The sequence below is a fragment of the Micromonospora globbae genome (assembly GCF_036184225.1).
In the GTDB taxonomy this organism is placed as follows: Bacteria; Actinomycetota; Actinomycetes; order Mycobacteriales; family Micromonosporaceae; genus Micromonospora; species Micromonospora globbae.
The window spans coordinates 4,635,470-4,661,643 of the sequence record NZ_CP108084.1 but is presented as its reverse complement, the minus strand read 5'-3'; the positions used below and the strand labels follow the sequence as shown (position 1 = coordinate 4,661,643).

At 73.4% G+C, this 26,174-nt stretch carries 22 protein-coding genes; 17 read left to right on the top strand and 5 right to left on the bottom strand.

Annotated elements, in window-relative coordinates; all coding sequences use genetic code 11:
- The first annotated feature begins 3 nt into the window (after window positions 1-3).
- On the top strand, window positions 4-1,815 hold the full coding sequence (locus OG994_RS20850; protein WP_328850693.1) for a glycoside hydrolase family 13 protein: 1,812 nt from the start codon (window positions 4-6) through the stop codon (window positions 1,813-1,815).
- A gap of 25 nt (window positions 1,816-1,840) precedes the next feature.
- On the opposite strand, the gene OG994_RS20845 is transcribed toward OG994_RS20850, so the two are convergent.
- Window positions 1,841-2,443: a TetR/AcrR family transcriptional regulator gene (locus tag OG994_RS20845; RefSeq protein WP_328850691.1), complete on the bottom strand. Its 603-nt coding sequence runs from the start codon at window positions 2,441-2,443 to the stop codon at window positions 1,841-1,843.
- Between the two features lie 97 nt (window positions 2,444-2,540).
- Here OG994_RS20845 and OG994_RS20840 point away from each other — a divergent pair, with 97 nt between their 5' ends.
- The 9 genes from OG994_RS20840 to OG994_RS20800 all read left to right on the top strand — a co-directional run bounded on the left by OG994_RS20840 (window position 2,541) and on the right by OG994_RS20800 (window position 12,986).
- A complete protein-coding gene (locus OG994_RS20840) occupies window positions 2,541-3,548 on the top strand; it encodes a hypothetical protein (RefSeq protein ID WP_328850690.1) in 1,008 nt (335 codons plus the stop codon).
- Between the two features lie 164 nt (window positions 3,549-3,712).
- Window positions 3,713-4,054: a hypothetical protein gene (locus tag OG994_RS20835; RefSeq protein ID WP_328850689.1), complete on the top strand. Its 342-nt coding sequence runs from the start codon at window positions 3,713-3,715 to the stop codon at window positions 4,052-4,054.
- A gap of 274 nt (window positions 4,055-4,328) precedes the next feature.
- Complete coding sequence (locus OG994_RS20830; RefSeq protein ID WP_120327570.1) at window positions 4,329-5,396, top strand: BMP family lipoprotein; 1,068 nt, start codon at window positions 4,329-4,331, stop codon at window positions 5,394-5,396.
- Window positions 5,397-5,587: 191 nt separating this feature from the next.
- The gene (locus OG994_RS20825; RefSeq protein ID WP_120327571.1) at window positions 5,588-7,174 is read left to right on the top strand and encodes an ABC transporter ATP-binding protein; all 1,587 of its coding nucleotides are present in this window, start codon (window positions 5,588-5,590) and stop codon (window positions 7,172-7,174) included.
- A 76-nt stretch (window positions 7,175-7,250) separates the two neighbouring features.
- The gene (locus tag OG994_RS20820) at window positions 7,251-8,615 is read left to right on the top strand and encodes an ABC transporter permease (RefSeq protein WP_120327572.1); all 1,365 of its coding nucleotides are present in this window, start codon (window positions 7,251-7,253) and stop codon (window positions 8,613-8,615) included.
- 3 nt (window positions 8,616-8,618) lie between these two features.
- A complete protein-coding gene (locus OG994_RS20815) occupies window positions 8,619-9,899 on the top strand; it encodes an ABC transporter permease (RefSeq protein WP_120327573.1) in 1,281 nt (426 codons plus the stop codon).
- Window positions 9,900-9,984: 85 nt separating this feature from the next.
- On the top strand, window positions 9,985-10,689 hold the full coding sequence (locus OG994_RS20810) for a cytidine deaminase (protein ID WP_120327574.1): 705 nt from the start codon (window positions 9,985-9,987) through the stop codon (window positions 10,687-10,689).
- A 231-nt stretch (window positions 10,690-10,920) separates the two neighbouring features.
- Window positions 10,921-12,201, top strand: coding sequence for a thymidine phosphorylase (locus OG994_RS20805; RefSeq protein WP_328850688.1), 1,281 nt, complete (start codon window positions 10,921-10,923; stop codon window positions 12,199-12,201).
- 104 nt (window positions 12,202-12,305) lie between these two features.
- Entirely contained in the window at window positions 12,306-12,986 is a 681-nt protein-coding gene (locus OG994_RS20800) for a DUF4272 domain-containing protein (RefSeq protein WP_120327576.1), read from the top strand.
- A 161-nt stretch (window positions 12,987-13,147) separates the two neighbouring features.
- Here the strand turns inward: OG994_RS20800 and OG994_RS20795 are convergent, their stop codons facing one another.
- Both OG994_RS20795 and OG994_RS20790 read right to left on the bottom strand, forming a co-directional pair.
- On the bottom strand, window positions 13,148-14,011 hold the full coding sequence (locus tag OG994_RS20795) for a putative RNA methyltransferase (RefSeq protein ID WP_328850687.1): 864 nt from the start codon (window positions 14,009-14,011) through the stop codon (window positions 13,148-13,150).
- Between the two features lie 235 nt (window positions 14,012-14,246).
- Window positions 14,247-14,720: a MarR family winged helix-turn-helix transcriptional regulator gene (locus tag OG994_RS20790; protein ID WP_120327578.1), complete on the bottom strand. Its 474-nt coding sequence runs from the start codon at window positions 14,718-14,720 to the stop codon at window positions 14,247-14,249.
- 115 nt (window positions 14,721-14,835) lie between these two features.
- Between OG994_RS20790 and OG994_RS20785 the strand changes: the two genes are divergently transcribed.
- From OG994_RS20785 to OG994_RS20775, 3 genes are all read left to right on the top strand, one after another.
- Window positions 14,836-15,405 carry an NADPH-dependent FMN reductase gene (locus tag OG994_RS20785; protein ID WP_120327579.1) on the top strand — a complete coding sequence of 190 codons (570 nt, stop codon included), beginning with the start codon at window positions 14,836-14,838 and terminating at the stop codon, window positions 15,403-15,405.
- A complete protein-coding gene (locus OG994_RS20780) occupies window positions 15,402-15,815 on the top strand; it encodes a PPOX class F420-dependent oxidoreductase (protein ID WP_120327580.1) in 414 nt (137 codons plus the stop codon). Before OG994_RS20785 ends, OG994_RS20780 begins: the two co-directional genes overlap by 4 nt.
- An 85-nt stretch (window positions 15,816-15,900) precedes the next feature.
- The gene (locus tag OG994_RS20775) at window positions 15,901-16,986 is read left to right on the top strand and encodes an adenosine deaminase (protein WP_120327581.1); all 1,086 of its coding nucleotides are present in this window, start codon (window positions 15,901-15,903) and stop codon (window positions 16,984-16,986) included.
- Here OG994_RS20775 and OG994_RS20770 read toward each other — a convergent pair whose 3' ends face one another.
- Window positions 16,987-17,283 carry a hypothetical protein gene (locus tag OG994_RS20770; protein ID WP_240032833.1) on the bottom strand — a complete coding sequence of 99 codons (297 nt, stop codon included), beginning with the start codon at window positions 17,281-17,283 and terminating at the stop codon, window positions 16,987-16,989. It abuts the gene before it with no gap.
- 502 nt (window positions 17,284-17,785) lie between these two features.
- On the opposite strand from OG994_RS20770, the gene OG994_RS20765 reads away from it, so the two are divergent.
- The 4 genes from OG994_RS20765 (at window position 17,786) to OG994_RS20750 (ending at window position 22,956) form a co-directional block, all read left to right on the top strand.
- Window positions 17,786-21,487 (top strand): sensor histidine kinase, encoded by a 3,702-nt coding sequence (locus OG994_RS20765; RefSeq protein WP_328850686.1) that lies wholly within the window; start codon window positions 17,786-17,788, stop codon window positions 21,485-21,487.
- Window positions 21,484-21,888, top strand: a complete 405-nt coding sequence (locus OG994_RS20760) for a roadblock/LC7 domain-containing protein (RefSeq protein WP_109901346.1) — start codon at window positions 21,484-21,486, stop codon at window positions 21,886-21,888. Before OG994_RS20765 ends, OG994_RS20760 begins: the two co-directional genes overlap by 4 nt.
- Window positions 21,889-21,983: 95 nt before the next feature.
- A complete protein-coding gene (locus tag OG994_RS20755) occupies window positions 21,984-22,361 on the top strand; it encodes a DUF742 domain-containing protein (RefSeq protein ID WP_120327765.1) in 378 nt (125 codons plus the stop codon).
- Window position 22,362: 1 nt separating this feature from the next.
- Window positions 22,363-22,956, top strand: a complete 594-nt coding sequence (locus OG994_RS20750) for a GTP-binding protein (RefSeq protein WP_328850685.1) — start codon at window positions 22,363-22,365, stop codon at window positions 22,954-22,956.
- Between the two features lie 882 nt (window positions 22,957-23,838).
- On the opposite strand, the gene OG994_RS20745 is transcribed toward OG994_RS20750, so the two are convergent.
- Entirely contained in the window at window positions 23,839-26,151 is a 2,313-nt protein-coding gene (locus tag OG994_RS20745) for a serine/threonine-protein kinase (protein ID WP_328853759.1), read from the bottom strand.
- Between the last annotated feature and the right edge of the window lie 23 nt (window positions 26,152-26,174).

Below are 26,174 nucleotides of genomic sequence, written 5' to 3'. Positions count from 1 at the left end.
CCCATGCCACTCCAGCCCCACCACGACGGCTCGGCCCGGTACGTCCCCGAGCAGGAACCCGCGCTCGGGGACACCGTCGACGTGTTCGTCCGGGTGCCCGCCGGGGCGGACGTGCGCGAGGTGCACGTGCGCACCACGGGCGACGGCGAGCCCGGGTTCACCGAGGCCGTCGTGGACCGGGTCGACGGCGACGAGGTCTGGTGGCGGGCACCCGTCGAGGTGCGCAATCCGGTGAGCAACTACCGGTTCCTGCTCACCGGCCGGCACGGGTACCGCTGGCTCACGGCCGCCGGGCTGGTCGACCACGACGTGCCGGACCACGGCGACTTCAAACTGGTCAGCCACGCCGCGCCGCCGGCCTGGGCCCGCGACGCGGTCATCTACCAGATCTTCCCGGACCGGTTCGCCCGCTCGGCCGCGGCCGACACCCGCCCGCTGCCCGACTGGGCGATCCCGTGCGACTGGGACACCCCGGTGATCGGGCGCGGCCCCGAGACGCCGTACCAGTTCTACGGCGGGGACCTGGACGGGATCACCGAGCGCCTGGACCACCTGGACCGGCTCGGGGTGAACACCGTCTACCTGACCCCGGTCTTCCCGGCCCGCTCCAACCACCGCTACGACGCGTCGGACTTCGACACCGTCGACCCGCTGCTCGGCGGGGACGCCGCGCTGGCCCGGCTCGCCGACGCGGTGCACGCCCGGGGCTGGCGGCTGCTCGGCGACATCACGAGCAACCACACCGGCGACGCGCACCGGTGGTTCACGGCGGCCGTCAGCGACGTGCGCGCGCCCGAGCGGGAGCTGTACTACTTCGACGAGCTGACCGGGGACTACGAGTCGTGGAAGGGGGTCAAGTCGCTGCCGAAGCTCAACTGGGGCAGCGCCGAGCTGCGGCGGCGGTTCGCCACGGCACCCGACTCGGTGCTGCGGCGCTGGCTACGGGAACCGTACGCGCTGGACGGTTGGCGGGTGGACGTCGCGAACATGACCGGCCGGCGGGGCGCCGACGCGTACACCCACGAGGTGGCGGCACTCCTGCGAACCGTGGTGGCGCAGACCCGGGCGGACGGCCTGCTGATGGCCGAGCACGGCCACGACCACACCGGTGACCTGGACCGGGACGGCTGGCACGGCACCATGAACTACGTCGGCTTCACCGACCCGCTCTGGTCCTGGCTGCGCCACGGCGACCACCCGCTGCCGAACTTCCTCGGCACGCCGGGCGGTGTCCGCCGGCGCGACGCCGGTGCGGTGCTCGCCACCATGAACGCGTTCCGCTCGCTGGTCTCGTGGCGCGCGTACACGCACTCGTGGCAGCTGCTCGGCTCGCACGACTCGGCGCGGATCCGCACCGTGGTCGGGGACGCGGCGCGGCAGGAGGTGGCCGCCGGCCTGCTCGCCACCCTGCCCGGCATCCCGATGATCTTCGCGGGGGACGAACTGGGCCTCACCGGGGACATGGGCGAGGCGTCCCGCACGCCGATGCCCTGGCACCGGCCGGAGAGCTGGGATCAGGGCACCTTCGCCGCGTACCGGGCCCTGGTCGCGCTGCGCCGGAACGAGCCCGCGCTGCGCCACGGCGGCCTGCGATGGGTGCACCACGACCCGGACACCCTGGTCTTCCTGCGGGAGTCGCCGGACGCCACGGTGCTGGTGCTGGCCCGCCGCGCGGCCGGCTCCCCGGTCCGGGTGGCCGGGCTTCCGGCCGGCGAGAACGTGTACGGCGGGGCGCCCGCGCTGCGTCCGGACGCCGAGGGAGTCGTGACGCTGCCCGGCGACGGCCCGACCTTCCAGGTGTGGCGCGCCCGCTGACCCGGCCGTGGGCCGCCCCGGGGTGTCACTGGCGCGGGGTGGCGTGGAGCAGGGCGCGGACCCCGGCGAGGTAGGTGGCGCGGTCGGGCGCGCCGGTCAGGATGCGCTGGGTGAACCAGCCCGGCACGAAACCGAACAGTGCCGCGGCGGTGGCGTCCGGGTCGGCGTCGGCCGGCAGCTCGCCGCTCGCCTGGGCGTGCCGGACCAGCATCCCGAAGGCGGTGCGGAAGCCGACGTACTTCTCCGCCACGAAGGCGGCGAGGGCCGGGTCGCGCTGCGCCTCGCCCCAGACCTGGATGGCGATGCGCAGGGCCCCGTCGTCGCCGAGCTGGGTCTCGACGTACGTGAGGATGCGGTCGAGCGCCTCGACCAGGGGGAGTGGCGGTTCCTGCGCGGCCAGTTCCTCGAGCACCCGGCTCGCGCCTCCGATGGCCTGCTCGGCGATCGCGTTGATGAGATCCGTCTTGCTGGGGAAGTAGCGGTAGACCGCGCCCACCGAGAGGCCGGCCTCGGCGATCACGTCCTGCATCGACGTGCGGTGGAACCCCTCCCGCAGGAAGCACCGGCGGGCGGCCTCGACGATCTGGCGGCGGCGGGCCGCGCGGTGCTCCTCGGTGACTCGTGGCACGCCGCACATCCTAAAGCGAACGTTCGTTCTTGACACCGCGACGGTGGGAGCGGAGCCTGATTTTAAGAGAACGAGCATTCGTTTTAGAGGAGTTGCCATGCCCGCGACATCCGTCCGCAGCCACCCGCCCGCACGGCTCGCCCTCCTGGTCGCCGTCCTGGCGGTGGTCGTGTTGGCGCTGCTCGTCCCCCTGTTCGCGGCCCCGGCGGCCAACCTGGCGCCGCGCGACCTGCCCGTCGCCGTGGCCGGACCCCCACCCGTCGCGGGCGAGCTGGCCGACCGGCTCGCCGCGGCCCACCCGGGCGCGTTCGAGGTCACCACCCTGGCCGACGCCGCGGCCGCCGACCGGGCGCTGCGCGACCGGCAGGTGTACGCGGCCTTCGTCGCCGGCCCGGACGGCGTCACGCTGCACACCGCCCCGGCGGCCAGCCCCACGGTGGCCGCCCTGCTCACCGAGGCCGCCGGGCAGCTCTCCGGCGGGCGGCCCGTGCCCGTCGTGGCGGTCGTGCCCGCCGACCCGGACGACCCCCGCGGCGCCGGGTTCGCCGCCGGCTTCCTGCCGTTCGCGATGGCCAGCCTGCTCGCCGGGGCGCTCCTGGTCCTGCTGGTGCGCGGACGCGTGGCCCGGGTGGTGGGGCTGCTCGCGTACGCGGTGCTCGCCGGGGCGGCCGGCGCCGCCGTGCTGCACGACTGGCTCGGGGTGATCGGCGGCGACCGGCTCGCCGAGGCGAGGGCGATCGGCCTCTTCGCGCTCGCCGCCGCGGCCACCGTGACCGGGCTCGGGGCGCTGCTCGGCCGGCCCGGCATCGGGCTCGGCGCACTGCTGGTGTTCCTCGTCGGCAACCCGCTGTCGGCCGTCTCCGCCGCCCCCGAGCTCCTGCCGCAGCCCTGGGGAGCCGTGGGGCAGTGGCTCCCGGTCGGCGCGGGCGGCACGCTGCTGCGCGCGACGGCGTTCTTCGACGGCGCCGGCGGCGGCACGGCGCTCGCGGTCCTGGCCGGCTATGCCGTGGTCGGCCTGCTCCTGACCCTGCTCGCCCGAGGCGCGGCGCCCTCGCCCGCAGCCGTCGAACCCGGCGAGGCGCGGCCGGCGGCCGTCGCCGCCTGACCTGCCGTCGCGCTCCCTGCTTCCGGGAAGTAGTGGCCTCCCCGGCGCGTCGAGGCCACTACTTCCCCGATGTCGTGTCGATCCCGCGTCGATCCCGTCGGCCGACGTGCCGCGCCCCGGGGGCCCCTACTACAAAGCGTCGTTGATAGGGGAGGATGGAGCGCGTGGAAGCTCTGAGGCTGATCCTTCTCTACGTCCATCTGATCGGGTTCGCGCTGCTGCTGGGTGGCTCCATCAGCCAGTACGTCAGCGGACGGCTGCGCATCAACGTGGCCATGCTCTGGGGTGCCGTGATCCAGTTGCTGACCGGCATCGGGCTCTCCGCCCCGCTTCGCGACGGCGACGAACCGTCCCCGGCGAAGCTCGGCACCAAACTGGTGATCGCCCTGCTGATCTTCGTAATGGTGTTCTTCTCCCGAAAGCGGGAAACCGTCAATCGTGGCCATTTCCTGGCAATCGTCGGGTTGACCCTGGTCAACGCCGCGGTGGCGGTCTTCTGGCGGTAACGTCGGCCGGAGAGGACGCTTCCGAACCGGACTTTCGCGACGCCGTGGCGCACGCCTACCGGCACGAAGAGTGATCTGCCCCACGGGACGGTTACGTAGGGGTAACAGGCGCTCAACAGTCGTGCACGATTGTCGGCCGGTGGGTGGGCGCGGGCGTACGCTCCCGTCCGTAACGTGGGACGCCGGCGGCGAGAGCGCAGGCCGGCTCAAGGGCAGCCACCGCACAAGGCGCGGTGTGCGATGGGAAGGAGACGTCTTGCGCTCGGTGCGTGGGATGCGGATCGCCTCGATCGTGGCGGCGGGTGGGCTCGTACTGAGCGCCGCCGCGTGTGGCGAGGCGCCGGATGAGAACAACGGCGCCGGTGACGGTGGCAGCAAGTTCAGCGCCTGCATGGTGACCGACGTCGGCGGCATCGACGACAAGTCGTTCAACACCTCCGCCTGGAAGGGCCTGGAGGAGGCCAAGGCCGCCAACAGCAACATCGACATCAAGTACGTGGCGTCGAAGGCCGAGGCCGACTACGAGCCGAACCTGACGCAGTACGTCAACCAGAAGTGCGACTTCATCCTGGCCGTCGGTGGCCTCATGGCCGACGCCACCAAGAAGATCGCCCAGGCGAACCCGAACCAGCAGTTCGGCATCGTCGACGCCAACCCCGGCGTGGACAACATCTACCCGATGCAGTTCGACACCGCCCAGGCGGCGTTCCAGGCCGGCTACCTGGCCGCCGGGATGACCAAGACCGGCAAGGTGGGCACCTACGGCGGCCTGCCGATCCCGCCGGTGACCATCTTCATGGACGGCTTCGTCGACGGCGTCGCGTACTACAACCAGACCAAGGGCAAGAACGTCCAGGCGCTGGGTTGGGACAAGGCGACCCAGAAGGGCTCCTTCACCAACGACTTCGCCAAGCAGGACGAGGGCAAGAAGGTCTCCGACGCGCTGGTCGCCCAGGGCGCGGACATCATCATGCCGGTCGCCGGCGGCTCCGGCCTCGGCACCACCTCGGCGGCGAAGGCCTCGGGTGGCAAGTACAGCGTCATCTGGGTCGACGTCGACGGCTGCGAGAGCACCCCGGACTGCTCGGCGATCCTGACCACCGTGGTCAAGAACATCCCGGACGCCGTCAAGGAGGCCGTGCTCAAGGCCGCCGGTGGCGAGAAGCTCCAGGCCACCCCGGGCTTCGTCGGCACCCTGGCGAACAACGGCGTCTCGATCGCCCCGTACCACGAGTTCGACAGCAAGGTCCCGGCCGAGCTGAAGGCCGAGGTCGAGAAGATCAAGGCGGACATCGCCGCCGGCACCATCACCGTCACCTCCAAGGCTCAGCCGACCAAGTGACGACCGCCCGGCCTCCCCGGTGAGATCATCGGGAGGCCGGCGGGCAGCACCGTACGATCGATCCGGCCGCTCTGGCCCGGCGGAGAACCCGCTGGGCCAGAGCGGCCGAGTCGCGCACCACGGCGACCGGCCCCCGTCCGGGCCGGGACGGCAGCTAGGCTGCACCATCGCTCGCACTCCAGGAGGTTGCGCTGAGACTCGAACTGCGCGGCATCACCAAGCGGTTCGGTGACCTGGTCGCCAACGACCACATCGACCTGACGGTGGAGCCTGGAGAGATCCACGCCCTGCTCGGCGAGAACGGCGCGGGCAAGTCGACCCTCATGAACGTGCTCTACGGGCTGTACCAGCCCGACGAGGGCGAGATCCTGGTCGACGGTGAGCCGCTGAAGCTGCGCGGGCCCTCCGACGCGATCGGGGCCGGGATCGGCATGGTGCACCAGCACTTCATGCTGGTGCCGGTCTTCACCGTCGCCGAGAACATCATGCTCGGCGCGGAGCAGGTGCGGGGCGGAATCGCCGGTTTCCTCGACCGGCGGCGGGCCCGCCGCGAGGTCACCGAGGTCTCGGAGCGGTACGGCCTGCGGATCGACCCCGACGCCGTCATCGAGGACCTCCCGGTCGGCATCCAGCAGCGGGTGGAGATCGTCAAGGCGCTCACCCGCGACGTCGACCTGCTCATCCTCGACGAGCCGACCGCGGTGCTCACCCCCCAGGAGACCGAGGAACTGCTCACCGTCATGCGGTCGCTCAAGGCCGCCGGCAAGTCGATCGTCTTCATCACCCACAAGCTCGGCGAGGTCAAGGCCATCGCCGACCGGATCACCGTGATCCGGCGCGGCAAGGTCGTGGGCACCGCCTCCCCCGAGGCCAGCCGGGACGAACTGGCCGCGCTGATGGTCGGACGCAGCGTCCGGCTCACCGTCGAGAAGGCCCCGGCCACGCCCGGCCGGCCGGTGCTCGAGGTCTCCGGCCTGGTCGTCGACGACGACCGGCAGGTCCGCGCGGTCGACGGGGTCGACCTGACCGTGCACGCCGGTGAGGTGCTCGGCGTGGCGGGCGTGCAGGGCAACGGCCAGACCGAGCTCATCGAGGCGATCATGGGCCTGCGGCCGGCGCTCGCCGGCTCGGTGACGCTCGACGGCGAGCGGATCGACGGCTGGTCGACCAAGAAGGTGCTCCGCGCCGGCGTGGGCTACGTGCCCGAGGACCGCAGCGTCGACGGGCTGGTCAAGGAGTTCAGCGTCGCGGAGAACCTCGTGCTGGACATGTACGACCGGCCTCCGTTCGGCGGTGGTCTCGCGCTCCGGCCGGACGCCATCGCGGAGTCGGCGAAGGAACGCATCGCGCAGTTCGACGTCCGGACCCCGTCGGCCGAGGCTCCGGTGGGCACGCTGTCCGGCGGCAACCAGCAGAAGGTGATCGTGGCCCGGGAACTCTCCCGGCCGCTCAAGCTCTTCATCGCCGCGCAGCCGACGCGCGGTGTCGACGTGGGGTCGATCGAGTTCATCCACGGCCGGGTCATCCACGAGCGGGACGTCGGCACCGCCGTCCTCGTGGTGTCCAGCGAGTTGGACGAGGTGATCGGGCTGGCCGACCGGATCGCCGTGATGTACCGCGGCCGGATCATCGGTGTCGTCGGCCCGGACACGCCCCGCGAGCAGATCGGCCTGCTGATGGCCGGCGTGAGCCCGGAGGTGGCGGCCGAGCAGGCGGGTGACGCGTCGGAGAGCGGCACGGCCTCCGCCGACGCCCCACGTAACGAGGACGAGGCATGAGCGAGCGCAGCGAGCGAATCATCGGGCACAGCGCGGTGGAGCCTCATGACGGCGCCGACCGGAGGGAGGTGCCGGCATGAGCGAGCGTCAAAGGTCGGGTTCCCCCGACAAGGACCCGGCGAGCGAAGCGCAGGCCGCGCAGGACTCGCTCGGCAACACCGAGCGGGCCGAGGACGCGACCACGCCGGAGGCGGCCCCGGCCACCGGTGGGACGGAGCCGAAGCCCACCCTCGGGCGGCTGTTCCTGGAGAACCTCTGGGCCGCGAACACCGTCACGGTCACCGTGCTGTCGCTGGTGCTGGCGATCGTGGTCGGCGCGATCCTGATGATCATCTCGGATCCGGACGTCCTCTCCACCTACTCCTACATCACGGCCCGGCCGTCGGACGCGCTCAACTCCAGTTGGACGCTGGTGAGCGAGGCGTACGCGAACCTCTTCAAGGGCGCGATCTTCGACCCCGAGGCGTTCTCCGGCTGGCTCGACGGGAGCAACGGCTGGCAGGCGGTCCTCGCGCCGATCAGCGAGACGCTCACGTACACCGCGCCGCTGGTCTTCACCGGCCTGTCGGTGGCGCTCGCCTTCCGTGGCGGCCTGTTCAACATCGGCGCGCAGGGCCAGGCCACCATCGGCGTGGTGCTGGCGGCGCTGGCCGGCTTCCTGCTGCCGCTCCCGCCCGGCCTGCACCTGCTCGTGGCGCTGCTCGCGGGCGCGCTCGGCGGCGCGATCTGGGGCTTCATCCCGGGCATCCTCAAGGCGCGGACCGGCGCCCACGAGGTGATCAACACGATCATGCTCAACTACATCGCCACGTACTTCCTCACGTGGTTGATCGTGCAGAACGGCGTGCAGGACCCGAACCGCACCGACGCCATCAGCCGGCCCGTGGACCCGTCGGCCCAGCTGCCGCGGCTGCTCGGCGACAACCTCCGGGTACACGCCGGCATCCTGCTCGCCGTGCTCGCCACGTGGGCCGTGGCGTGGCTGCTGAACCGCTCGACGCTCGGCTTCGAGCTGCGCGCGGTGGGCGCCAACCCGGACGCCGCCCGCACCGCCGGCATCAGCGTGACCCGCACGTACGTCCTGATCATGGTCTTCGCCGGGCTCCTGGCCGGCCTGGGCGGCTCCAACATGGTGCTCGGCTCGACCGCCAGCGCGCTCACGCCGCTCGTGGTGGCGCAGATCGGCTTCGACGGCATCCTCGTGGCGCTGCTCGGCCGGGTGAAGCCGTGGGGCGTGGCGCTCGCCGCGCTGCTCTTCGGCGCCCTCCAGGCCGGCGGCAACCGGATGCAGTCGTACTCGGGGATCTCGCTGGAGCTGGTCACCGTGCTCCAGGCGCTGATCGTCATCTTCATCGCCGCGCCGGCCCTGGTGAAGGCGATCTTCCAGCTCCGGGCCGCGCGGGCCGCCCGGTTGCAGACGAGCCTGGCGAAGGGCTGGTAACTCATGTCCACCATGGCTGTCCCCGACGTCGCGGTCGCCCCGGTCGACGAGGGCTTCTGGAACCGCAACCGCAAGGTCGGCCTCGTCCTGCTGGCGCTCGGCCTGATCGCCGCGGTGCTCTTCGGCGCGCTCGCCACCGACCAGCGGGCCCGGTTCACGCTCAGCGAGGACGCCGCCGGCGCGGCCCTGGAGATCAACGGCACGTTCGGCGCGATCCTCTTCGGGGTCGTCGCGCTCGCCGCCGGCGCGGCGTTGCTCGCCGGGCTGCCGAAGCGCTGGTTCCTCACGGTCCTCGGCGTCGGGCTCGTCGCCTTCGTGTTCTCGTTCCTCTGCTGGCAGGTCTCCGCGGCCCCGGCCGGGCAGAACTTCATGCCGCTCGTCAACATCATCCGCGGCACGTTCATCCTGGCCCTGCCGCTGATCTTCGGCGCGCTCGCCGGCGTGCTCTGCGAGCGGTCCGGTGTGGTCAACGTGGCCATCGAGGGGCAGCTGCTCATGGGCGCGTTCAGCGGCGCCCTCTTCGGCAGCATCTCCGGCAACGTCTGGGTGGGCCTGGTCGCTGCGGCCATCGGCGGCGCGTTCATCTCGCTGCTGCTGGCTATCTTCTCCATCCGATACCTGGTCGACCAGGTCGTCATGGGCATCGTGCTGAACCTGCTCGCCGTGGGCGTCACCGGCTTCCTCTACGAGCGGCTCATGCAGACCAACACCGAGCGGTACAACAGCGCTCCCCGGTTCAGCAACTGGGAGATCCCGCTGCTCAAGGACATCCCGGTGATCGGTCCGGCGCTGTTCCGCGGCAACATCTTCCTCTACCTCGGGCTGCTGCTGGTCCTGGTGATCCACATCGCGCTGTTCCGCACGCGGTGGGGCCTGCGTACGCGCTCGGTCGGTGAGCACCCGACCGCCGCCGACACGCTCGGCGTCCGGGTGCTCGGCCTGCGGTACCGCAACGTGCTGCTGGCCGGCGTGGTGGCCGGCATCGGCGGCGCCTCCTACACGCTGGCGCTCTACTCGTTCACGAAGAACATGATCGGTGGTAAGGGCTTCATCGCCCTGGCCGCGCTCATCTTCGGGCGGTGGAACCCCACCGGCGCGCTGCTCGCCGCGCTCTTCTTCGGCTTCGCCGACCAGCTCGCCACCTACCTGAGCACCATCAACAGCGTGATCCCCAGCCAGTTCCTCGCCATGCTGCCGTACCTGGCGACGATCCTGGCCGTGGCCGGGCTGGTCGGACGGGTGCGGGCGCCCGCCGCCGACGGCAAGCCGTACGTGAAGGGCTGACGGACCCCGGCGGACGCGCGACGCGCGCCCGCCGGGTCACGGGCCACGCGGCGGCCCGGCCTGCGGATACGGCAGAATCGGAGCCATGGAGATCGACTGGGAGCGGCTGCGTGCCGCCGCCACCGAGGTGATGCGGCACGCGTACGTGCCGTACTCGAAGTTCCCGGTCGGGGCGGCCGCCCTGGTCGACGACGGCCGGGTGGTGGTCGGCTGCAACGTCGAGAACGCCGCGTACGGGGTGGTGCTGTGCGCCGAGTGCGGGGTCGTCTCCTCGCTGCACGCCACCGGCGGTGGCCGGCTCGTGGCGCTCTCCTGCGTCGACGCGAACGGTGAGCCGCTCATGCCCTGCGGGCGGTGCCGGCAGCTGCTCTGGGAGCAGGGCGGCCCGGAGTGTCTCGTCGAGGCGAAGGGCGGGCCGCTGCGGATGGCCGAGCTGCTGCCGCACGCGTTCGACGTGGAGGACCTGGAGGCGGTCACCGGCGAGACGTCCGTGCCGGCGGTGCCGGAGCGCCTGGCGGCCCTGCGCGGGCGGGGCACCGTCTTCGTGCACCCGGACCTCTCCGCCGGCCAGCAGGTCTGGACGGCCTACTGGGAGCGGTCCGCCGGCGACGACGTGGGCGCCGAGACGGGCGTGCTCGAGGAGGGCCCGAGCTGGGACGACCCGGCGGACGCGATCACCTGGGGCCTGGCGCGCACGCCGCGCGTCGTCGTGGTGGACGCGTCCGGCACGATCTACTGGGCCGGCGAGGGGGAGCCGCCGACGGAGATCCCGGTGCGGTGGGGTGGCTGACACCGGGCTCGTGATCGACGGTTGCGCTCGGGGATCGGGCCGACCAGCACCGGCTCCGGGCGGTCAGGCTTGATCCCTCCGCCGGTGACGGCCGACCCGATCCCGGGTGGTCACCGGCCGCGTGTCCGTCACAGTGACAATCCTCCGCCGGTCCCGCGCGGTCGCCGTGGACCGTCGCCCACCACGACCGGGCGCGTGGGCCCGTCGCGCGACAACTGATAGGAACGTGAAGTGAGTGCTCTTACCGCCGTGGACGTCATCCGGACCAAGCGGGACGGGGGTGTGCTGTCGGACGCGCAGATCGACTGGGTGGTCGACGCGTACACCCGGGGTCTGGTCGCCGACGAGCAGATGTCGGCGCTGGCCATGGCGATCCTGCTGCGCGGCATGACCGGCCCCGAGATCGCCCGTTGGACGGCCGCGATGATCGCCAGCGGTGAGCGGCTCGACCTGTCGGCCGTCGAGCGGCCGACCGTGGACAAGCACTCGACCGGCGGCGTCGGCGACAAGATCACCCTGCCGCTCACTCCGCTCGTGGCCGCCTGCGGGGCCGCCGTGCCGCAGCTCAGCGGTCGCGGCCTCGGGCACACCGGCGGCACGCTCGACAAGCTCGAGTCGATCCCGGGCTGGCGGGCGGCGCTCACCAACGACGAGTTCATCGCCCAGCTCCGCGACGTCGGCGCGGTGATCTGCGCGGCGGGGGCGGGGCTCGCCCCGGCCGACCGCAAGCTGTACGCGCTGCGCGACGTGACCGGCACCGTCGAGGCCATCCCGCTGATCGCCAGCTCGATCATGAGCAAGAAGATCGCCGAGGGGACCGGCGCGCTGGTGCTCGACGTGAAGGTCGGCTCCGGCGCGTTCATGAAGTCCGTCGACCAGGCCCGCGAGCTGGCCCGCACGATGGTCGAGCTGGGCGGCGCGCACGGTGTGCGGACCGTCGCCCTGCTCACCGACATGTCCACCCCGCTGGGCGTCACCATCGGCAACGCCGTCGAGGTGACCGAGGCGGTCGAGGTGCTCGCCGGGGGCGGCCCGGCCGACGTGGTCGAGCTGACCCTGGCCCTGGCCCGGGAGATGCTCGACGCGGCCGGTCTCACCGACGTCGACCCGGAGGCGGCGCTGCGCGACGGCCGCGCCATGGACGTGTGGCGGGCGATGATCCGCGCCCAGGGCGGCGACCCAGACGCACCGATGCCGACCGCCCCGGAGGTCGAGGTCGTCCGCGCGACGGCCGACGGGTACGTCGAGGCGGTCGACGCGTACGCCATGGGTGTGGCCGCGTGGCGGCTCGGCGCGGGGCGGGCCCGCAAGGAGGACCCGGTCAGCGTCCCCGCCGGGGTGGTGCTGCACAAGCGTCCCGGTGACCCGGTGCGTGCCGGCGAGCCCCTCTACGAGCTGCGGGCCGAGCAGGCCGACCGGATCCCGGCCGCGCTGGCGGAGGCCGCCCGCGCGGTGACGGTCTCGCCGGACGCGCCGGTCCCGGCACCGTTGGTGATCGAGCGGATCGGCTGACCCCGACTCGGGCGGGCCGCCATGACCCGCGCCACCCGGGACGGCTATCCTGCCTGGCCAGGGGGGACCACCGGCGCTGAGCCGTCGCGAGCAAGGGAATCGCCGTGACCGTACCTGCCCCCGACCCCCGTGAGGTGCGTGAGGCGAGCCTGGACGAGCTGTCCCGGCTCGACCTGCCACTGCCGCCGCCGCAGTTCCCGCTGGTGTGGGAACCCGGCGACCAGATCGAGCTGCGTCCCACCGCCGAGATCGAGGCGCGGATCGCGGTGCTGCACCTGATCCTGGCCCGCTGCTTCGGGATGCCGCCGCAGGCGGCGATGAGCTGGCTGCTCACCTCGCACCTGGTCGAGATGGTCACCCCGCCGGAGTGGCAGTTCGTGACCGGCAGCAAGGGGGACCACCGCTCGTTCGTGCTGCACCACGACGCGCTCTTCGCGCTCGCCTGGGTCCTCGGCCTCACCAAGCAGCTCGATCCGACGCTGCCCGTGGACGAGCGGCTGGTCGAGCGGATGCCGGACATCGCCCGTGGGGAGACGTTCGCCCAGTGGCGGTCCCGGATCCTGGCCGCGCCGCAGCACCCCGCCGACGCGGCCGCCCTGCTCGACCTGCACTACTGCCTCGACTGGGCGTACCTGGAGCTGGAACGGCACGGCCGCGCCCGGCCCGGCCTGGTCGACGCGAACGCCATCGGCCAGCGCCGGTGGGCGCTGGAGTGGGCGGTGATCCTGCGCGGGCCGTACCACGACGATCCGCCGGGCTGGGAAGAGGTGGACCTCTCCACCTGAGCGCTGCTCGTCGCGCCTGAGACCGCGCCGCCGGCGGGCGCCGCGCTGCCCGCGCCCGCGCCGCCGGCGGGTGCCGCGCTGCCCGCGCCCGCGCCGCCGGCGGGTGCCGCGCTGCCCGCGCTCGTGCCGCCGGCGGACGCCTGCGCTGCCCGCGCCTGTCGTCAGCGCGGCGCCGGCCGCCACACGGCGAGCCGGACGGCCACCGTGACCCGGACCGGTTCGGCCAGCGCCGTGACGCGCCCGGCCAGCCCCGCCGGGTCGGTGTGCCAGGCGCTCGGGCCCATGCCGACCAGGGTGGCCACCTCCGGTCGGGTCAGCGCGAGTTCCCGCCGGTGCACGGTCTCGGTCGACCGGACGAAGTGCCCGCCGAGGCTGCCGGCCACCCGGTCCTCCTTGGCCGGGTCGACCCGCAGCAGCCCGAGGGAGCCGACCAGCTCGGCGAGATGGTCCTCGGCCGGTGTCACCACCAGCAGCGCCCCGCCGGAGCCCAGCACCCGGTGGAACTCCGCGCCGTTGCGCGGCGCGAAGACGTTCAGCAGCAGGGTGGCCGCCCCGTCGGCGAGCGGCAGCCGCTGCCAGGTGTCGGCCAGCGCCGCGGCCGCCCGCGGGTGCGCGCGGGCGGCGCGCCGCAGCGCCGGCTTGGAGACGTCCAGCGCCAGGCCGACGGCGTCCGGCAGCGCCGCCAGCACCGCCGCGAGGTGCCGGCCCGTGCCGGCTCCGGCGTCCACCACGAGGGGGTACGCGCCGGCGGCCGGCCCGACCTCGGCCACCGCCGCCTCGGCGAGGGCCGTCGAGATCAGGTCGTAGTGCCCGGCGGCCAGGAAGTCGGCCCGGGCGGCCACCATCTCGGCGGTGTCGCCCGGGTGCGGGGCGCGGCCGGCGAGCAGGTTCACGTACCCCTGCCGGGCCACGTCGAAGCTGTGCCGGCGCGGGCAGCGCAGCGCGCGGGCGGTGCCGGCGTACGCCTCGGCGAGCGGCTCGCCGCAGACCGGGCAGCGGAGCCGGTCGAGGATGCGGGCGTCCATGTCAGATGTCCCGGAGGGTCGGCACCGTGCGGGCCGGGCGGTGGTCGTCGTCGCGCAGCTGCACGCCGACCACGGTAGGCCCTGCCGGCGGCGGGTCGACCCGCACCCGTCCCTTCCGGCCTACGGGTCGAACCGTGCCGGTCCGGTCCGGGCCGGGGTCGAGCCGTCCCGATCCTGTCCTGGCCGGGGGTTGTCGATCGTGTCCGGCGCGGCGGGTCGACGCCGCCGCCGGGGGTCACGGCGACGGCCGGCCCGGTGCGGAGAGGTGGTCGACGACCCGGTGGCTGAACGCGGCCAGCGCGGCGAGTTCGTCCGGGGTGAGCAGGTCGATGAGGTGCTTGCGGACCGCCGCGACGTGGCCGGGGGCCGCCTCCTCGATGGCGCGGCGGCCCTCCGGGGTGAGCACGACGACGGCTCCCCGGCCGTCCGAGGGATGTTCCTCCCGCATGACCAGGCCGCGCTGCTGCATCCGGCTCAGGTGGTGGGAGAGCCGGCTGCGGGACCAGAGCATCCGGTCGGCCAGCTCGCTGACCCGCAGTCGCTGCTCGGGCGCCTCGGACAGGTCGGAGAGCACGTCGTAGTCGGGCTCGGAGAGCCCGGCGTCCCGCATCAGCTCGCGGGCCAGTTCGAGGTCGAGGAGCCGGCGCATCCGGCGGTAGCCGCGCCAGGCCCGGTCCTCGTGCGCGTCCAGCCAGCGGGGTTCGTCCATGGTGTGATCCTAGCCAGGTAGTTGACATATCACCAAGACGGTCTCTAGGGTCGATGACATGTCAACTACTTCGTCCGGGTCCCGGACGACCCACCCCGACAGGAGTGACCGCGCCATGCCGCGCCTGAACGTGATCGTCGCCAGCACCCGTCCCGGCCGCGTGGGACGCCGTATCGGTGACTGGTTCACCGAGGTCGCCACCCGCCACGGCGCCTTCGACGACGTACGCCTGGTCGACCTCGCCGAGGTCGCCCTGCCCTTCCACAACGAGCCGCACCACCCCTCCGAGGGGCGCTACGTGTACCGGCACACCCGCAGGTGGAGCGAGACGACCGCCGCGGCGGACGCCTTCGTCTTCGTGATGCCGGAGTACAACTACGGCTTCAACGCGCCGCTGAAGAACGCCATCGACTACCTCTACCGGGAGTGGCAGCACAAGCCGGTCGGCTTCGTGAGCTACGGGATGACCTCCGGCGGGCTGCGGGCCGTGCAGATGATCAAGCAGGTGGTGACCACGCTCAAGATGGTGCCGGTCAACGAGGCGGTGACCATCTTCCTGCGGCAGGCGCTGGACGAGTCCGGCGCGCTGATCCCGGACGCGGGTCGCGACGCCGCCGCCGACGTCATGCTCGACGAGATCGCGCGGCTCTCCGCCGCCCTCTCGACGCTGCGGGTGCCGGCGTGAACGCGCGGCTGTGGGAACTCTTCGGAGAGCGCGGGCGGGGCGTCCTCGTGACCCTGCGTCGGGACGGGCGGCCGCAGTTGTCCAACCTCGACTACCTGGCCGAGCCGGGGCTGATCCGCTGCTCCAGCACCGGCGACCGGGCGAAGGTCCGCAACCTGCGCCGCGATCCGCGGGCGAGCTTCCACGTCACGACCGCCGACGGCGGCGCGTACGCGGTGGCGGAGGGGACGGCGACCGTCACGCCACCGGCGGCAGCCGAGGACGACGAGACGGTCGAGGAACTGGTCGAGGTCTACCGGCGGATCCGCGGCGAGCACCCGGACTGGGCCGAGTACCGGGCGGCCATGGTCGCCGACGGCCGCGTGGTGCTCCGCATCGCGGTCGAGCGGGTGTACGGGTGGCGGCCGTGAGGGCGCCCGACCGCGGCGGGTGGTGGCCGTAACGCGCCCGGCCGGTCCCGGCGCGGTGCCGCCGGCGCCTGACTAGGGTCTGAGCATGGTCGCGACTATCCGGTACGAGGACATCGTCAAGGTTCCCAAGGCGCTGCTGCACGACCACCTCGACGGTGGCCTGCGTCCCGCGACGATCGTCCAGCTCGCCGAGGAGGTGGGCCACGAGCTGCCCACCACGGATCCCGACGAGCTGGGACGCTGGTTCGTGGCGGCGGCCGACTCCGGCTCGCTGGAGCGCTACCTCGAGACGTTCGCGCACACCGTCGCCGTCATGCAGACCGCGTCGGCGCTGCGCCGGGTGGCCGCGGAGTGCGCGCTCGACCTGGCCGCCGACGGGGTGGTCTACGCCGAGGTGCGCTTCGCTCCCGAACAGCACCTGGAGCGGGACCTCACCCTCGACGAGGTGGTCGAGGCGGTGCTCGCCGGTTTCGAGGAGGGCAGCGCCCAGGCGGCGGCGGCCGGCATGCCGATCCGGGTGGGCACGCTGCTCACCGCGATGCGGCACGCCGCCCGTTCGCAGGAGATCGCCGAGCTGGCCGTGCGGCACCGGGACGCCGGCGTGGTGGGCTTCGACATCGCCGGCGCGGAGGCCGGCTTCCCGCCCACCCGTCACCTGGACGCCTTCGAGTACCTCCAGCGGGAGAACTTCCACTTCACCATCCACGCGGGGGAGGCGTTCGGGCTGCCGTCGATCTGGCAGGCGATCCAGTGGTGCGGCGCGGACCGGCTCGGCCACGGGGTGCGGATCGTCGACGACATCAGCACCGAGGGGCCGAAGCCGGTGCTCGGCCGGCTGGCGGCGTACGTGCGCGACAAGCGGATCCCCCTGGAACTCTGCCCGTCGTCGAACGTGCAGACCGGCGCCGCGCCGTCGATCGCCGAACACCCGATCGGGCTGCTGCGCGACCTGCGCTTCCGGGTGACGGTGAACACCGACAACCGCCTGATGAGCGGCACCTCGATGTCGCGGGAGATGGCGCTGCTCGCCGACGCGTTCGGTTATGGCTGGGCCGAGCTGCGCTGGTTCACCATCAACGCGATGAAGAGTGCGTTCATCCCGTTCGACGAGCGGCTGCGGATCATCGACGAGGTGATCAAGCCGGGCTACGCCCCGCTCGTGGGGGACTGATCAGCGGCGCACCGGGTGGCCGGCGAGCAGGCCCGCCACCCGGTGCAGCACCTCGCGTCCCCGGGCCGCCTCCGCGCCGAGCCCGGTCTGCCGGCGCAGCACCGCCGGCTCGGAGCGCAGCAGCGCCACGCCCCGGCGCAGCAGGACGCCGGGCGCCTTCCGCTGCTCGGAGAGGTCGCGCGCCAGGCGGCGGAGGAACGTCGCGCCGCGGGGCCGGCGCAGCGCGTACGCCCCGGCGAGGAAGCCGCGGCGGCGGCACTCGGCGACGATGTCAGCGGCGAAAATCCCTTCGGCCACAAAAAGTGGCGATCCGGCTATGTCAAATGTCCGGGTGGCCACTCGTCGATCCGCGCCGATCGCATATACGGGCACTTCGGCCCGCCCCTCCTGGGCCAGTCGGGCAATGGTCTCCACGGCCGCCTCGGCATCCCAGGACAGGGGCGACTCCCAGTCCACCTGCCCGTCGCGACGCGGCAACGTAGGGTCATCGCCGTCCTTGTAGAAATCGTCGAGGCAGAGCACCGGAAGTCCGGTTCGCTGGGCTATGTACGACTTTCCGGAGCCCGACGGCCCCGCGAGCAGGATCACGCGGTAGGGGTGGCTCATTACGTGCTGTTACTCCGACCAGACAGTGTGCAATCAAAACGCTTCAACATCCCATCACACCATCTGCGCCTGCCAACCTGGACTTTCTCTTTGCCGGACGGCGTGATGGAATCTCGGGGGTCCGACCCGCCGGGTCGGTCGCTGGGCGTTGCCCGGGGCAACGCGCGAACGCTGTGATCGCGAGGGCGGTGACGTGAGCAAACGGCCACAGGCGGCGGGCTCCTTCCTGTCGCGGCTGCGCCAGCCGGCCAGCCGGCTCAGGGACATGCCGATCTGGTCCAAGCTCGGTCTCATCATGATCGTGCCGACCATCGCCACGGTCGTGGTGGGCACCAACGGCCTGGTCGACCACCTTGAGACACTCAACAATGCCAACCGGGCCGGTGACCTCGCCAATCTCTCGGGCTACTCCGGTGACCTGATCGACACCCTCCAGGACGAGCGCACCACGGCCGTGTTGCTGCTCGTGTCGAAGCAGGGCCAGGCGAGGGCGCAATACCAGGAGGCGTACAACCGGGTCAACACCCGGGTGGAGCAGTCGAAGACGCCGTACCTGCGGCAGCGGGGAACCATCAGCGACCTCCCGGCGAGCATGGAGAGCCAGCTCGACGAGATCGCCCAGAGCCTGACCGAACTCCCCGGCATCCGCAGCCAGGTCTACAACGGCAAGATGCGGCCCGCCGAGGCGGTCCAGGCATACGAGGGCCTCATCAGCGACCTCCTCGCCATCCGCGACTCGGCCACCCAGCTGGCCGGTGACAACGACCTGAGCGACCGGATGCGCGCCGCCGCCGCCGTGGCGCGGGAGAAGGAGTTCCTCTCCCAGCGCCGGATCGTGGTGCACGAGGCGCTGGCGCGGGGGGAGATGGATCCCGCCCTGCGCACCGAGTACATCTCCAGCGGCACCGGCCAGGAGCAGGCCGTCCAGAACTTCAAGGCGGTGGCCACCGAGGAGGAGGCCCGCTTCCACGACCAGACCATCGCCGGCGGCGACCGCCGCCAGGCCGAGCAGTACCTGGGCTGGATCAACGGCAACACCAGCGGCAAGATGACCGGCGCCCCGTTCGGGCCGGACCAGTGGGACGCGGCCATGGTCGCCAACGCGAAGCTGATCCGGGCCGTGGAGACGAAGCTCGACGGCGACGTGGTCCGCCGCGCCGAGAACATCCGTTCCGACGTGCAGCGGCAGGTGTTCCTGGAGACGGGCCTGCTGCTCAGCATGCTGTTGCTGGCCGTCCTCTTCGCGTACCTGGTCGCCCGGTCGATGGCCCGGTCGCTGCGCGAACTGCGCCAGGGCGCCCTCGCCGTCGCGCAGTACGGGCTGCCGCAGGCCGTGGCCCGTCTGCGGGACCCGCAGGTGAGCAACCAGCTCACGCCGGCGCAGCTGGCCACCCAGATCGCCGAGCCGCTGCCCGTCCGCAGCAAGGACGAGTTCGGCCAGGTGACCGAGGCGTTCAACGCCGTCCACCTGGAGGCCGTCCGCACCGCCGCCGAGCAGGCCGCGCTGCGCGCCTCCGTCGCGACGATGTTCGTCAACCTGGCCCGCCGGTCGCAGATCCTCGTCGACCGCCTCATCGGGCACCTCGACCGGCTCGAGCGGGGCGAGGAGGACCCGGACCGCCTCGCCGAGCTGTTCCAGCTCGACCACCTGGCCACCCGGATGCGGCGCAACGACGAGAACCTGCTGGTGCTCGCCGGCGCGGACTCCACCCGCGTGCAGCGGGAGCCGGCCGCCCTCATCGACGTGCTGCGCGCCGCCCAGTCGGAGGTCGAGCACTACACCCGGATCGAGTTCGGCGTCATCGACCGCGACATCGAGATCGCCGCGCACGCCGTCAACGACCTGGTGCACCTGGTCGCCGAGCTGTTCGACAACGCCACGGCGTTCTCGCCGCCGGACTCGCAGGTGCTGGTCGAGGCCCGCCGGGTCGGCGACCGCGCCTCGCTCTACGTCGAGGACCGCGGCATCGGCATCAGCCCCGACCAGTTGCAGGAACTCAACGAGCGGCTGGCCACGCCTCCGCAGGTGGACGTGGCCGTGTCCCGCATGATGGGTCTCGTCGTGGTCGCCCGCCTCGCCTCGCGGCACGGCGTCCGGGTGGAACTGCGCCCCGGCAACCAGCGGGGCACCGTCGCGGAGGTCACGCTGCCGACGTCGGTGCTCGTGCCCCGTGCCCTCTCCGGGCGGGTGCAGCAGCCGCCGGCGCTGCCCGCCCCGGCCGGTGGCGCCCCCGGGACCGGCCCGGTGCCGTCCTTCGGCGGGCCCCCGACCGGCCCGGCGCCGACCTTCGGCGCGCTGCCCGCGCTCGGCGTGCGGCAGAGCGAATCCGGCAACCAGGTCACCCTCGGCGGGCGCCCGTTCGACCCGGCGTCGCCCAACGGCTCGGGCGGCACGCTGCCGGCCGGCCCGTCGCGCGGCATGCCGGCCTGGTCGGACCTGACCGGTGCCACGGCGGCCAACGGCGCCGGCACGTTCACGCCGCGTCCCGCCAACGGCCAGCCGGTCGACCCGCTGCCCCAGCGGCGTGCCGGCGACGCCGACCAGCCCGGCGGCCAGTCCCCGGCCATCCCGCGGCAGTTGCCGAGCAGCCCCGAGGCCACGCCGTACTCGCCGCCGCCCGTCTCCGCGCCGCCGCTGCCACCGGTCTCGGGCGGCCCGGTGTCCGGCTCGCCGGTCTCCGCGCAGCCGTACTCGGGTCCGCCGGTCTCCGCGTCGCCGTACGCCGGTCCGCCGGTCTCGGCCTCGCCGTACGCGGGCCCGCCGACCTCCGCCTCGCCGTACTCGGCCCCGCCCGTGTCGGGCCAGCCGTACTCCGCCCCGCCGGCCGGTGCGCAGCCCTACTCGGCCCCGCCGGCGAGTGGTCAGCCGTACTCGGCGCCGCCGGCTGCTCAGCCGTACTCGGCGCCGCCGGCGAGCGGCCAGCCGTACCCGGCCGCGCCCGCCGGTGAGCAGGCGTACCCGGCGCCGGCGTCGAACCCGCTGCCGTCGCGGCCCACGGCGTCGGCTCCGCCGGCCTGGCCGCCGGTCGCCGACGCGGACCGGGAGACGGCGACGCCGGCGGTGCCCGAGCGGCTCGCCGCCGCCCTGGACATGACCACCGAGCTTCCGCGGGTGCCGCGGGCCGAGGGCCAGCCGGCCGCGACGCCGGCCCCCGCGCCGACGCCGACCCCCGGGCCGACGCCCGCCGCGGCGCAGACCCGGCCCACGCCGGCTCCGCAGGGCCAGAACCAGCAGCGGTACGCGGACGAGACGATGGAGCTGCCGATCTTCCGGGAGCTCGAGTCGGCCTGGTTCCGCACCCGCCGACCGGGGCCCGAGGAGGCCGGCGCCGCGAAGCCGGCGGCGACGAACGGTGCCCCGACCCAGCAGTTCGCCGCGGTCGACGCCACCGGTCACGCCGTCCAGAAGACACCACCCGGGACGACAGGTAACGCACCGATGGCAGACACTCCGACGGCCGCAGGGACGTCGCGGGACAACGGGTCGAACGCGAACGGGGGCAGCGGCCTCACCGGCGCCGAGAGACTCCCCAACCGCCGGCCCTCACCGCAGACCAACGGTTGGGAGACCGCCGCCGACGACGGCTGGCGGGCCGCCTCGGCAGCCAGTGAGGTGCCGGTGCGGGCGACCACCCCGACGGGGCTGCCGAAGCGCACCCCGATGGCGCAGCTGGTTCCCGGCGCGGTCGACAAGCCCACCACGTCGGTCCAGCGGCGTACGCCGGAGGGGGTCCGGGGCCTGCTCTCGGCCTACCACCGGGGTGTGCAGCGGGGGCGTAGCCACCCCTCGGACAGCAATCCGACCAGCCCGGAGGGAACTCCGGGAGGGCAGCAATCCTCGCAGTCTGGCTCAGGCCCAGTGGCCGGGAGCGGGCAGAAGGAGCATGAAGGATGACTACTACGCAGGATCTCGGTTGGCTCCTCGCCAACTTCGCCGACCGGGTACCGGGGGTCGCGCACGCGGTCGCCGTCTCCGCGGACGGCCTGCTCCTCGCGGCGTCACGGGATCTCCCGCGTGACCGTGCCGACCAGTTGGCCGCCATCGCGTCCGGTCTGGTCAGCCTCACCCAGGGCGCGGCCCGCTGCTTCGAGGGAGGCGCGGTGCTGCAGACGGTCGTGGAGATGGACAATGGCTTCCTGTTCCTGATGTCCATCTCGGACGGCTCGTCCTTCGCGGTCCTGGCCGCCCGGAGCTGCGACGTCGGGCAGGTCGGCTACGAGATGGCGCTGCTCGTCGACCGGGTGGGCGACGCGCTGACGCCCCAGCCGCGCGCCGCCGCGGGAATGCTGGGCTGACGCCCTGCTGACCCAGGTCGGCAAGGCGGTTACGACGACAACAGACGGGCTCCCTGGTGGAGCCGGTGCCGGGTACGAAGGAGGTGAGCGGCGACATGGCCGATCGTGATGAACCGACCGGCGCGTTGGTCCGTCCATACGCCGTGACCCGCGGTCGTACCCGTCCTCGACTCGACATCGCGCTGGAGGCGCTCGTCGAGACGACGGTGCGCGGCCGGGCCGCTGCCAACGGCAGTGGTGGAGGGGGCCGCGAGCACCAGTACATCGCCGCGCTGTGTGACGGACGCGTCCAGTCGCTCGCCGAGATCGCGGCGCGGATGCAGCTCCCGCTCGGTGTGGCCCGGGTGCTCATCGCCGACATGGCGACGGACGGCCTGGTCGCGGTCCATGAGCCGACCATTCTGGACGACTCGAACGACGCGGTGGGCACTGAACTGCTGGAGAGGGTGCTGAGTGGACTTCGCAGGCTCTGACATGTCGCACCGCCCGCCGACCCCGAGCGGGCGCGTGACGTCGGCGAAGATCGTTATCGCCGGTGGATTCGGCGTCGGCAAGACGACGCTGGTCGGCTCGGTCTCGGAGATCACGCCGCTGACCACGGAGGCCATCATGACCTCCGCCGGTGTGGGCGTCGACGACACCCGGCAGGTGCCGGGCAAGGCGACGACCACGGTGGCCATGGACTTCGGCCGCATCACGATCGACCGTGACCTGATCCTCTACCTGTTCGGTACGCCGGGTCAGACGCGGTTCTGGTTCATGTGGGACGAGCTGGTACGCGGCGCCATCGGCGCGGTCGTGCTGGTCGACACCCGACGGCTGGCCGACTGCTTCGCGGCGATCGACTTCTTCGAGCACCGGCGGCTGCCGTACCTGGTGGCCATCAACTGCTTCGACGGGATGCAGTACCACGACCCGCAGGACGTGCGGGAGGCGCTGGCGATCTCGAACGAGGTGCCCGTGGTGGCCTGCGACGCCCGCAACCGCGAGTCGACCAAGCACGTGCTGATCTCGCTGGTCGAGTACGTGCTCACCATGCGCCGGTCGCGGGCGGTCGCGCCGGCCTGACGGTCGTTCGTCGACGCGCCCGGTGCGGCTTGGCCGCACCGGGCGCTCACGGTTGCCCAGAGGAGCCTCGTAGGCCCGGTCGCTCCCTCATCAGCGGGCACTCCTCACTGTCCAGATGAAACGTCGTGCGCCGGTCTGGCGCCCCCTGGCACGCCGGAGGGCCTCGTTCAGCGGTACACCCGCCGTGCGGTCCACAGGGGCCTCATACGCCGGTTCCTCCCGCTAGCACCACACTCCACCGGGGGCGCCGCCCACAGAAGACTTCGTAGGCCCGGTCGGGCCCGACCGGTGCCCTCGGCCGCAAAGAGCGCCATTGCTGCCCGCCCCCGCCGCTGGCGTGCGTTCCCCGCTGTTCACAGGGAGCCCCATGCGCCGGTTCCTCCCCGCCCGACCCCATCTGACTCTGCTCGACTGGCCGCATCCGCACCGGCCCTCTGCCCACAGGGGACCCGTCGCTCGCCGCTCACACGACCGGTGCCCCACCACAGCCGCACGCGCCCGCCGGTGGGCCCCGGTCTCCCGTGGCGGCGGCGTCTGCGCGCGGAAGCCCGCAACTTCCTGGATGTTGTGACCTCGGCCGCACTGGGAGGGAACAACATCCCGGATGTAGTGGGATCATCGGCCGCCCGCCCCCGGCACGCAGCCCCGGCACCGGGCCTGCCTCCAGCGCCGGCCCGTCGGCCCGTCGTCCGACCCCGGCCCGTCGGCCCGTCGTCCGACCCCGGCCCGTCGGCCCGTCGTCCGACCCCGGCACGCGGCCCGTCGTCCGGCCCGGCATAGGGCGCAGCTTGAAGCCGCGGCCTGACCACTCGGCCGGGACACGGTGGAGCCCCCGTCCGATCCGGCGGCGTGCCGGGTCAGGCGGGGGCTCTCGTGGCGGTGTCAGGAGCGGTAGCCGGCGGAGCGGTACTCGTACTCCCGGTCGTCGTCGCGGTCGCCGTGGTCGCGGCTGAAGTCCCATCCGCCGGCGGCCTCCCGCCCGGGGCGTCCGCCCACCGCGAAGCCGCCGATCTCCTGCCCGCGACGCCAGCCGCGGAAGTAGCCGGTGGTGTTCTCGGCGAGGCTCGCGGCGTCGCGGACGATGCGCAGGGGCCGTTCCTCCCGCAGCGGGGAGCCGGGCACCAGGTTGGCCTGCGGCACGCGCTTGGGCAGCCCGGCCTTGGTCTCGGCTCCCACGGCGGGCCGAGCGGCCTGCTCGGCGGCCTGCCAGCCGCTGTCGGCGGTGGTCGACCAGTCGAGGTCCACGTCGTCGTTGTGCCCGACGAACCAGGCCGACTTGGCCTGGGCGAAGATGAGCAGGTCGCCGTCGCCGCTCTCGTCGGCCACGGGCGGCGGCCGGTGCTCGACCGGAGGTGGCGGCCGGTGCTCGACGGCCGGGCGCTCGGAACGGGCGGCGGGGCGGCCGGTACGGCCGGGGTCCGGCCCGTCCACCAACCGCAGCGGCGGCACCTCCAGGTGCTGGCCGGTGTTCTCCCGCAGCGCCCGGTCCTCCAGCGGCGGAGGCTCCACGAGCCGCAGCATGGGCGGCTCCTGCGGCAGGTCGTCGGCGAGCCACGGCGGGGTGACCCGCTCGCCCACACCCGGGTCGGTGGGCGCGTCGACGCCGCGCTCGCCGTACGAGTACGCGGCCGGGTTGTTCGGGGAGCTGTCGGCCGGGTTCTCGGGGTTGTTGACCAGCGGCCAGTTGGCCCGCGAGCCGGGCGGCGCGGACTCCGCGTCGGGACGGGGAGCGGGCACCGGGATGGTGAGGTCGGTGGCGCTGAACCCGCCCGTGGGCGGGCCGGAGTCCCCGTTGGTCTTGGGCCGGGGCGGGATCACGGTGCGCTGCCGCTCGGCGCGGGCGCTGTTGATCGCCGCGGTGGTCAACGTGGGCCGGAAGGGCTCGCCCGCCTCGGCCGGCGGCACCTTGCCCCGCTGGGACGGCGCGATGGGCGTGATCCCCGGTGGCGGGGGCGGCGGCGCCGAGACGGGCCGGTTGGTGGGTGCGTCCGTCCGCCCGGGCGGGGCGGACACAGGTGGGCCGGCCAGGGCGGCCGGGGTCACCGGCTCGGGTGCGACCGGCGGCGGCGTGACGGGTTCGGGTGCGACCGGCGGCGGTGCGACCGGCCGTGGGGCCGGCGGCGGGCTGCCCGCGGAGACCGGCTCGGGACGGCTGCGCCGACCGCCCGAGGACGTGGGCTCGGCGGCCGCGGGACGGAGCGTACGCAGCCCCGCGCTGGTGTTCCCCATGCCGGGCAGGTCGTGGTCGCCCCGACGGGCGGCGGCGCGGCGGCCGGGGGCGGGCGTGGTGACCCGTGTGTTGAGGGCGCCCACGAGCGCCTCGCAGCCGGCGTCGCAGGCCCGTACCGAGGCGACCGCCTGCCGGACGGTCTCCGCGACGGCGGACGTGAGCGTGCGGTTGACAGTGGCTCGGCGCGGCGTCTCCGAGATGGCGACGCGGAGCGCCGTGACGGCCTCCTCGATCTCGGCGGCCTCGGCGACGCCGTCGGCCACGAGGTGCGTGACGATGGCGTCGGCGGCGACGGACACCTCACGGCCGCGGGCGACGGTGCCGCCGAGCATGCCCGGCTCGGGCAGCGCGTCGAGCACGGCCAGCGGGACCGGCTCGGCCGGGTCCGGGTACGCCCGCAGCGCGGCCGGGTAGAGCTCCCGGAGCACCTCGCGCAGCGCCACGGCGGCGGAGTGGCGGCCACTGGCGAGCGCGGCGTGCGCGGCGAGGACCTGCTTGTAGCCGGCGAGGTCGCGGGGCGCGGGGAGGGTGACCGCGGAGAGCGCGCCCGCCTGCAACGCGCGGGCCAGGCCGACGGCCCGCCGCTCGGCCGGCGGTGACTGCATCTCCTCCAGGGAGTCGTCGTCGGCGAACCGTTCGGCGAAGTCGTCGACCGAGTCGTCGTCGGCGATGGCCAGGGGACGCCCGGCCGCGCTGAGCAGCGAGGTGACCGTGTGGTCGTCGCTGTCGGCGGCGATCGCCGCACCGCTCGGCCCGCCCGACCGCTCCACGAGCAGCGCGACCAGCTGGGCGTAGCCAGCGGGGTCGTCGCCGATCTCGCAGACATGCAGCAGACGTCCTGCGTCATCGACCACAGCGGACGTCAGCGTCGAGCCGGCCGAGGCCGGTCGGTCGGCCGGATCCGCCGAGGCCAGACCGCAGTACACGCGCACGAGCGCCACGGCGTCGTCCTCCTCCCGGGACAGGTGTTCCTCTGCCAGAGACTGAT

Coding starts and splice junctions, on each gene's coding strand:
- OG994_RS20850 (WP_328850693.1), top strand. CDS start 4: ATGCCACTCCAGCCCCACCACGACGGCTCGGCCCGGTACGTCCCCGAG.
- OG994_RS20840 (WP_328850690.1), top strand. CDS start 2,541: ATGCCCGCGACATCCGTCCGCAGCCACCCGCCCGCACGGCTCGCCCTC.
- OG994_RS20830 (WP_120327570.1), top strand. CDS start 4,329: ATGCGGATCGCCTCGATCGTGGCGGCGGGTGGGCTCGTACTGAGCGCC.
- OG994_RS20820 (WP_120327572.1), top strand. CDS start 7,251: ATGAGCGAGCGTCAAAGGTCGGGTTCCCCCGACAAGGACCCGGCGAGC.
- OG994_RS20815 (WP_120327573.1), top strand. CDS start 8,619: ATGTCCACCATGGCTGTCCCCGACGTCGCGGTCGCCCCGGTCGACGAG.
- OG994_RS20810 (WP_120327574.1), top strand. CDS start 9,985: ATGGAGATCGACTGGGAGCGGCTGCGTGCCGCCGCCACCGAGGTGATG.
- OG994_RS20795 (WP_328850687.1), bottom strand. CDS start 14,011: ATGGACGCCCGCATCCTCGACCGGCTCCGCTGCCCGGTCTGCGGCGAG.
- OG994_RS20790 (WP_120327578.1), bottom strand. CDS start 14,720: ATGGACGAACCCCGCTGGCTGGACGCGCACGAGGACCGGGCCTGGCGC.
- OG994_RS20785 (WP_120327579.1), top strand. CDS start 14,836: ATGCCGCGCCTGAACGTGATCGTCGCCAGCACCCGTCCCGGCCGCGTG.
- OG994_RS20775 (WP_120327581.1), top strand. CDS start 15,901: ATGGTCGCGACTATCCGGTACGAGGACATCGTCAAGGTTCCCAAGGCG.
- OG994_RS20760 (WP_109901346.1), top strand. CDS start 21,484: ATGACTACTACGCAGGATCTCGGTTGGCTCCTCGCCAACTTCGCCGAC.
- OG994_RS20755 (WP_120327765.1), top strand. CDS start 21,984: ATGGCCGATCGTGATGAACCGACCGGCGCGTTGGTCCGTCCATACGCC.
- OG994_RS20750 (WP_328850685.1), top strand. CDS start 22,363: ATGTCGCACCGCCCGCCGACCCCGAGCGGGCGCGTGACGTCGGCGAAG.